Genomic DNA, 6,696 nt, shown 5'->3' on the forward strand with positions numbered 1-6,696 from the left:
TCGCGACGGTCGTTCGGCGGCGGGGTCTCACCGAGGTCCCGGGGCGGGGTGCCGCGCCGGGCCTCGTCCCGCAGGTGCGGGCGGTCGTCGCGGCGGGCGCGCTCGGGAGGGCCGGGTCGTCGTGGCCGGTCCGGACCGGTCGGGCGGGAGCCCTCCTGCGGTCGTTCGTCCACCCGGGGCACCCCCTTCACTGGTCGGCACGGGCGGGGCGGCCGTGCCGCGCGGAGGAGCCGCGGCACGTGCCTGCGCACCCGGCGGCGACGACGACGCTCGGGTCCCGGTGAGGGTACTTGCCGTGATCACGATCTCGGTGAGCGGCCACCCACCCCGGTGGGTGGCGCCGGGCAGGGCGGACATACCCGTCACTGGTACGACACGAAGACGGGTGACTCGGGCCGGACGGCGTAGGTCTCGCGCGGGGTGAAGGTCGGCTCGTCCTCGTCGATGAAGTTCTTCCAGCCCCACCACAGACCCGGCGGACGGGGTGCGGCGTGCAGTGCGTTCCAGGTCTCGGTCTTCTCCTGGCGGGTGCCGTAGCCGTCGGCGTGCAGCACGGTCGCGAGCTCGCGGTGGGAGGTGACCACGGTCTGCCGGTCGGAGATCATCGAGACCCGGAACTGGTGGATGAGGAACACCTTCTGCGGCAGCTTCTTCTCGCGCACCAGCCCGGCCAGCCACTCCGAGGTCCGGTTGATCTCGGCCGCGGTCACCGAGCCGACCTGCACGCCGTGGCGCTGGCCCGGCTCCAGTCGCCACTCGGGGTCGAGCGCGAGTCCGACGTGCGGCTGCGCGAGCAGCTCGGCGTAGCGCTTGGCCTGGGTCAGGAAGTCGGTGGTCCCGGGCTGCAGGTCCAGCACCACGTAGACGCCGGCCTTCCCGGCCTGCTCGACCCACGGTCGCAGCTCGTCGACGCTCATCTCCGCCGAGTAGTCGCCGTCCGGGCCGGGGGCGCGGTCGGCGACCGTCGTGATGATCTCGAACGCCGGCACGACGGGCTCGCGCACGAGCGGCTGGAAGTCGGCGGCGAGGTCCTTCGCGCGGGCGATCGAACGCGGCAGGTCCTGCTCGCCGAGGACACCCATCGACGGGGTGCCCGGGTGGCCGTAGAGCGCTGCCATCCGGCGGCCCGGGAAGACCTCGGTGCCACCCCCGGGAAGCTCCGGTACCGCGGGCGCGGCGGAGGTGGGCGCCGGTTGCGCGGGGGACGGCGGGGCGGCCGGAGCCGGGGCGGGGGCGGCGGCGCTCGCGGAGCAGCCCGCGACCAGTGCGCACGCGGTCAGGAGCGCCACGAGCAGCGCAGGCGGACGCGCGCGGCGACGACGGTTGGTGACGGACAGGACGTGCGAGGACTCACCCGAGATGGACACCGGTCACCAGACTAGGCGACAGGATCGCGCACGGCAGAACCGAAGGTGACCGGGCGTGTCGGCCACGCGACGAGCCGTGACCCGCCGCGGTCGGCGACCCCGCGTCAGCGCGGGACGACGGGTCCGTCCGGGCCGTCCTCCGGCCCGCGGTGCGGACGCGGCGGACGTCCGCGCAGGATCCGCTTGAGGCCCGCGGTGTGCCGCCGGCTGACGGGCAGTTCGACCGCACCCGGCCCGTTGCCGAGGCGGACCACGTACCCCGACCCGGACATGCGCAGCTCGGTGATGAGCGGCAGCGACACCAGGTAGGCGCGGTGGATCCGCACGAACCCGGCCCCGCCCCAGCGGTCCTCCAGCACCGAGACCGGGATCCGGACCAGGTGGCTGCCCTCGCTGGTGTGCAGCCGGGCGTAGTCGCCCTGGGCCTCGACGAACCGGATCGAGGAGCGGGGGACGAGTTTCGTGGTGCCGGCCAGCTCGACCGGCACCACCTCGTCGTCGGTGGTCGCGGCGGGGGCGCCCCGGCGGGCGGCCGCGGGATCGGGCCTGCCGCCCTGCTCGACGCCGTGGCGCGGCGGTGCCGGCGGCGGGCCGCTCTCGGTCCGGCGGGCCGCGCGCAGCGCCATGGTGCGGTCCAGCGAGCCGGACAGGCGCTCGGTGCGCAGCGGCTTGAGCAGGTAGTCGACGGCGCCGACCTCGTAGGCGTCGACGGCGCGGTCGTCGTGGGCGGTCACGAACACCACCGGCGGCGGGTCGGCCATCGCGTTCAGCACCCGGGCGAGCTCCAGGCCGTCGAGGCCGGGCATCCGGATGTCGAGGAACACCACGTCGACGGTCGGGGTGTTCGCGTCGGCCTGCGAGCCGTGCAGGATGCGCAGCGCCTCGGTGGCGTCCGGCGCGGTCAGCACGGTCGCGACCCGCTGGTCCTCGCCGAGCAGGTGCGCCAGCTCGAGCAGGGCCGGTTCCTCGTCGTCGACGGCGAGCACGGTGAGCCGTGTCCCCGCCGGGGCGGCAGGCGGTGGTTGCGGCGGCTCCGGGGCGCGGAGCTGTCCCGGGACCCCGATGGGCCGGTGGTTGCTCGCGGCGCCGTACCCGGGTTGCAGCACGTGGCCGACCGGGCCGGCGGGCGTCGCGCCCGAAGCGTGCCCACCCCGCGCGTGGCTGTACACGGCTCCTCCTTGCCGCGGGCACACCGCCCGCTGACCGGTGACTGCGGGCACACCGTATCGAGACAGCGGAGCGTCACCGACGGCCGGTCCGGCCTCCCGTCCCACACGATCCGGGGTGGGCCTTCGGAGTGGGCCTGACCGCGGAGCGTCACGAGTCGTGGCAGCCGGTCGTGGACGCGGTCCGTTCTCCGGGCGTGGGACGGCGTCGTGGCTGGTCGGGCGGAGGGTCGTTCCCCCGCCGATCGGACGGGCTGCGGGCGGGTGTCATTGTGGCACTCGGTGCCGAAACGCTACCGTGCCGTGAGACCCGCCACGTGGGACCGTCTCGTACCCGGTCGGCGTGTCGGGCCGGCCGCGACCGACGGTGGCCGGGCGCACACCTCCGACTGCGAAGGGGCAGGCATGGCGAGCACGAAGGACTGGTTCGAGACGGTCGCGGAGGCGCAGCGACGGGCGCGCAAGCGCCTGCCGAAGTCGGTCTACTACGCGCTGGTCGCCGGCGCGGAGCAGGGGATCACGCTGGCGGACAACGTCGCCGCCTTCGACGAGCTCGGTTTCCGCCCGCACATCGCGGGGCTGCCGCCGCAGCGGGAGCAGAAGACCTCGGTGATGGGCGTCGACATCGACTTCCCGGTCATGATCTCCCCGACCGGTGTGCAGGCCGTCGACCCGGAGGGCGAGGTCGCGGTCGCGCGCGCCGCGCACAGCTCCAACATCCAGAACCCGCTCAACCCCGAGCAGACCGTGTCGACGGCGATGGGCCTGTCGTCGTTCGCGTCCCGCTCGGTCGAGGACGTCTGCGCGGTCCACGACAAGGTCTTCTTCCAGGTCTACTGGGCCGGGTCGAAGGAGGACATCCTCGAGCGCGCCCTGCGTGCGAAGCGGGCGGGCGCCAAGGGCCTGATCGTGACCCTGGACTGGACCTTCGCCACCCGCCGCGACTGGGGCAGCCCGCCCATCCCCGAGAAGGTCGACGTCAAGGCCGCGCTGCAGTTCGCGCCCGAGATGATCACCAAGCCGCGCTACGTGCTGGACTGGGCGAAGTCCGGGAGGATCCCGGACCTCAAGGCCCCGAACATGGCGCCCCCCGGCGGCGGCGACGCCCCCACCTTCTTCGGCGCCTACGGCGTCTGGTGGACCACCCCGCTGCCGACCTGGGACGACATCGCCTGGCTCCGCGAGAAGTGGGGCGGCCCGTTCATGATCAAGGGCATCATGCACCCCGACGACGCCCGTCGCGCCGTCGACGCGGGCGCCACCGCGGTCTCGGTGTCCAACCACGGCGGCAACAACCTCGACGGCACCCCGGCCGCGATCCGGGCGCTGCCCGCGATCGTCGACGCCGTCGGGGACCAGGTCGAGGTCGTGATGGACGGCGGCATCCGCCGCGGTGCCGACGTCGTCAAGGCGCTCGCGCTCGGTGCCCGCGCGGTCCTGATCGGCCGCGCGTATCTGTGGGGGATGGCCGCGCAGGGCGAGCGCGGGGTCACCAACGTCCTGTCGATCCTCTACAAGGGGATCGACGAGGCGCTGCTGGGCCTGGGCAAGAAGTCGATCCACGAGCTCTCCCGCGACGACCTGATCGTCCCGGAGAACTTCACCCGCGTCTCGAAGCTCTGAGACACCCGGTGGTGCGGGGGCCCGGCGCGACCGGGCCCCCGCACCACCGTCCGCTCACAGCGGGTACGTGACCCGGGTCAGCTCCTCGGCGCGCTCCCAGAGCGCCCGCTGCATCCGTCGGTCGTGCGAGGCCGCGGTGGACCCGACCGGACGCGGGTTGCCACGGGCCTCGCCGATGCCGTCCGGTCCGATGTAGGCCCCGCCGGGCAGGTCCGGGACGGTTGCGGCGAACAGCGTCGGCAGCGCCCCGGCCGCCGCGGACTGGGCGACCACCTTGTTGAGCACGCCCATCAGCGCGTCCTGGACGGACTCGGTGCGCGACTGCAGGTTCGTCGCCGCGTACCCGGGGTGCGCGGCCATCGACCGCAGCCGCGACCCGGCCGCCACGAACCGGTGTTCCAGCTCGTAGGCGAACATCAGGCAGGCGAGCTTGGACTGGCCGTAGGCAGTCCAGCGCTCGTAGCGGCGGCGCTCGAAATTCAGGTCGTCGATGCCGATCCGGCCCATCCGGTGGGCCACGCTGGACAGCGTCACCACGCGGTCGGTGATCCGGTCGGCCAGCAGACCGGTCAGCGCGAAGTGGCCGAGGAAGTTGACCCCGAGCTGGGTCTCGAATCCGTCCGCGGTGCGGGAGAACGGCACCGCCATCAGGCCGGCGTTGTTGATCAGCACGTCGGCGGTGCCCTCGAACCCGGCGGCGAACTCGCGGACCGAGGTGAGGTCGGCCAGGTCGAGCCGGCGTACCGACACCGCGCCACCGAGCTCGGAGGCGATCTCCTCGCCGCGGAGGGTGTCCCGTACGGCCAGCACGACACGCGCACCGGCGTGCACCAGGGCCCGGGTGGTCTCCAGCCCGAGGCCACTGGTGGCGCCGGTGACGATCACGGTCCTGCCCTGCTGGGGCGGGATGTCCGCCGTCGTCCAGGGGGCGGGTGAGGTCCGGAACACGGGAGGACTCCTTCGCGGGGAACGGGACCCCAGGTCTACCCGCTCGCGCGGGGCCTTGCGCGCCCGCGCCCCGGACGGGTCAGCCCGCCGGCTCGCCGGTCTGCCGGTCCCGCCGGGCCGCGACCAGGGCGTCGACGAGCAGGAACAGGATCAGCGAGACCCCCAGCACCGGCAGCACCAGCCCGGCCGCCACCGCGGCCAGCCCGACCAGCGCCACCGCGGCGGGGGAGGGCCGTTCCCGGGACCCGGGCGGCCCGGCGAGTCCGCGCGACCCGTCCGGCCGGGTCGGCCTGCGCAGCCACCACATCCGGTAGCCCCACACGACCAGCACGACCACGGCCGACGCGAGTGCGGCGAGCGCGACCAGGTTGACGGTGCCGAACAGCAGGCCCATGTGCGCGTCGATACCCCAGCGGGCGAGCTTCGCCGCGACCGGCCAGTCCGCGAAGGCGAGCCGGTCGGTGATCGTCCCGGTCGCCGGGGCCACGGCGACCGAGTCCTGCTGCGACGGCCAGCTGCGCACCGTCTGCTGGACCGTCCAGGCCTCGCCGGGCTCGCCCGGGGTGAGCTCGACCGGTCCGGAGAGGCCGTCGGCGCGCGCGGCGTCCAGGACCCGCTGGGCGACGGCCGGGACCGCCCGCGGGGCCACCGGTGCCGTCGCGGCACCCGTCACGGGCGCGGCCGCGTCACCACCGGCGGCGGGCAGCGTGCTGCTGACCGACGGCGTCGTCCAGTCCAGGGCGGTGCGCAGCGCGCCCACGTTGGCCCCGGCGAACTGCGACCAGGTCAGGCCGGTCGCGGCGAGGAACAGGAACCCGACCGAGGCCCAGACGCCCACCGCGCCGTGCCAGGACCGCAGTCGCGACCGCGACGACCCGCCGGTCCGCGGCAGCAGCCGCTCCCGGCGTCGTCGTACCCGGCGGGTCACCTGCACCACGAGGCCGGACAGGGTGAGCACGGCCAGCCAGGACGCCGCGAGCTCGGTGTAGACCTGTCCGGGGGCGCCCAGCAGCAGTGAGCGGTGCAGATTGTCGATCACGCCGCGGGCCGGGAGCCACTCGGCGTAGGTGTCGAGGGTGGCCCGCACCTGCGCGGTGTACGGATCGACGAACACGGTGCGGCTGTAGCTCTCGGGCAGGTCGGCGTCGAACGACACCCGGGTCGTCGCGCCGGGCTCGCGCGACGGCCGGATCTCGGTGACGGGCAGGCCGGGCTGGGTCGCGACGGCCGCCTCGACCTGCCGGGACAGCGGGAGCTCCGGGCCACTGACCGGGGCGGTCAGCGCGTCCGCGTACATCCAGCGCTCGATCGGTGGCGACAGCGTGTAGAGCAGCCCCGTCAGCGCCGCGACCAGCAGGAACGGGCCGACGAACAGGCCCGCGTAGAAGTGGATCCGGGTGACGAGTCCCTTCAGGCCCCGGAACAGCGGGGGCCGCTCCGGCGGCGGGACGGGCGCCCCGGGCCGGGTGTCGAGGCCGGCGCTCACCAGCCCGCCACCATCGCCGCGAGCATGACGACCATGCCGACGCTCATGGCTGCGTGGCAGGCGGCGTCGGAGCGCGCGCCCAGCCGGCCCGCCGTCCGCGCAGGGG

5 protein-coding genes are annotated in these 6,696 nt (G+C 74.6%); 1 reads left to right on the forward strand and 4 read right to left on the reverse strand.

Annotated elements, in window-relative coordinates:
• Positions 1 to 362 precede the first annotated feature (362 nt).
• On the reverse strand, positions 363 to 1,367 hold the full coding sequence (locus tag GTW08_RS19255) for a hypothetical protein (RefSeq protein ID WP_255497679.1): 1,005 nt from the start codon (positions 1,365 to 1,367) through the stop codon (positions 363 to 365).
• Between the two features lie 104 nt (positions 1,368 to 1,471).
• Complete coding sequence (locus GTW08_RS19260) at positions 1,472 to 2,353, reverse strand: LytR/AlgR family response regulator transcription factor (RefSeq protein WP_346009940.1); 882 nt, start codon at positions 2,351 to 2,353, stop codon at positions 1,472 to 1,474.
• Positions 2,354 to 2,938: 585 nt separating this feature from the next.
• Between GTW08_RS19260 and mftD the strand changes: the two genes are divergently transcribed.
• Complete coding sequence (gene mftD, locus GTW08_RS19265) at positions 2,939 to 4,156, forward strand: pre-mycofactocin synthase MftD (RefSeq protein WP_062400817.1); 1,218 nt, start codon at positions 2,939 to 2,941, stop codon at positions 4,154 to 4,156.
• A 54-nt stretch (positions 4,157 to 4,210) separates the two neighbouring features.
• On the opposite strand, the gene GTW08_RS19270 is transcribed toward mftD, so the two are convergent.
• Both GTW08_RS19270 and GTW08_RS19275 read right to left on the reverse strand, forming a co-directional pair.
• Positions 4,211 to 5,104, reverse strand: a complete 894-nt coding sequence (locus GTW08_RS19270; RefSeq protein WP_100879880.1) for an oxidoreductase — start codon at positions 5,102 to 5,104, stop codon at positions 4,211 to 4,213.
• A gap of 79 nt (positions 5,105 to 5,183) precedes the next feature.
• Positions 5,184 to 6,590: a PepSY-associated TM helix domain-containing protein gene (locus GTW08_RS19275; protein WP_083658560.1), complete on the reverse strand. Its 1,407-nt coding sequence runs from the start codon at positions 6,588 to 6,590 to the stop codon at positions 5,184 to 5,186.
• Positions 6,591 to 6,696: the final 106 nt, after the last annotated feature.

Origin of the sequence: Pseudonocardia sp. SID8383 (assembly GCF_009864975.1) — a bacterium.
GTDB lineage: Bacteria > Actinomycetota > Actinomycetes > Mycobacteriales > Pseudonocardiaceae > Pseudonocardia > Pseudonocardia alni.